Raw genomic sequence first — 1,104 nt, forward strand, 5'->3', positions numbered from 1 at the left:
GAGTCGGTGGAGCGGCTCGCGGAGCTCGGTGCGCACGGTGTGACGTTCCATGACGACGACCTGATCCCGTTCGGGTCCGACGACGCCGAGCGTGCCCGGCTGATCGGCCGGTTCAAGGACGCGCTGGAGCGCACCGGGATGAAGGTCCCGATGGCGACCACCAACCTGTTCACGCACCCCGTGTTCAAGGACGGCGGGTTCACCTCCAACGACCGTGACGTGCGCCGTTTCGCGCTGCGCAAGGTCATCCGCAACATCGACCTGGCCGCCGAGCTCGGCGCGAGCACCTATGTGGCCTGGGGCGGGCGCGAGGGCGCGGAGTCCGGCGGGGCCAAGGACGTGCGCGTGGCCCTGGACCGGATGAAGGAGGCCTTCGACCTGCTGGGCGACTACGTCACCGAGCAGGGCTACGACCTTCGCTTCGCGATCGAGCCCAAGCCCAACGAGCCCCGCGGCGACATCCTGCTGCCCACGATCGGCCACGCCCTGGCCTTCATCGAGCGCCTCGAGCGCCCCGAGATGGTCGGCGTGAACCCGGAGACCGGCCACGAGCAGATGGCCGGGCTGAACTTCCCCCACGGCATCGCCCAGGCCCTGTGGTCCGGCAAGCTCTTCCACATCGACCTCAACGGCCAGTCCGGCATCAAGTACGACCAGGACTTCCGCTTCGGCGCCGGAGACCTGCGCCAGGCGTTCTGGCTCGTCGACCTGCTGGAGACCTCCGACTACACCGGATCGCTGCACTTCGACTTCAAGCCCGTGCGCACCGACGGCATCGACGGCGTGTGGGAGTCCGCGAAGAACTGCATGCGCAACTACCTCATCCTCAAGGAGCGCGCGAGCGCCTTCCGCGCCGACCCCGCCGTCCAGGAGGCCCTGACCGCCTCCCGCCTCGACGAGCTCGCCAGGCCCACCGCCGACGACGGCCTCAAGGCACTCCTCGCCGACAGGTCCGCCTACGAGGACTTCGACGCGACCACCGCCGCCGAACGCTCCATGGCCTTCGAAGCCCTCGACCAGCTCGCCATGGAACACCTCCTCGGCGTCCGCTGACCCACCCCCGAAAAAAAAGGGGTGCCCGGCCAACCACCACCGGGCACCCCG

At 69.2% G+C, this 1,104-nt stretch carries 1 protein-coding gene; it reads left to right on the forward strand.

The window, feature by feature from the left end; all coding sequences use genetic code 11:
- Positions 1–1,053: xylose isomerase (gene xylA / locus ACFWFI_RS42750; protein ID WP_387401388.1), on the forward strand; the 1,053-nt coding region annotated here is incomplete at its 5' end.
- Positions 1,054–1,104 lie beyond the last annotated feature (51 nt).

The organism is Streptomyces sp. NPDC060209, assembly GCF_042728155.1.
In the GTDB taxonomy this organism is placed as follows: Bacteria; Actinomycetota; Actinomycetes; order Streptomycetales; family Streptomycetaceae; genus Streptomyces.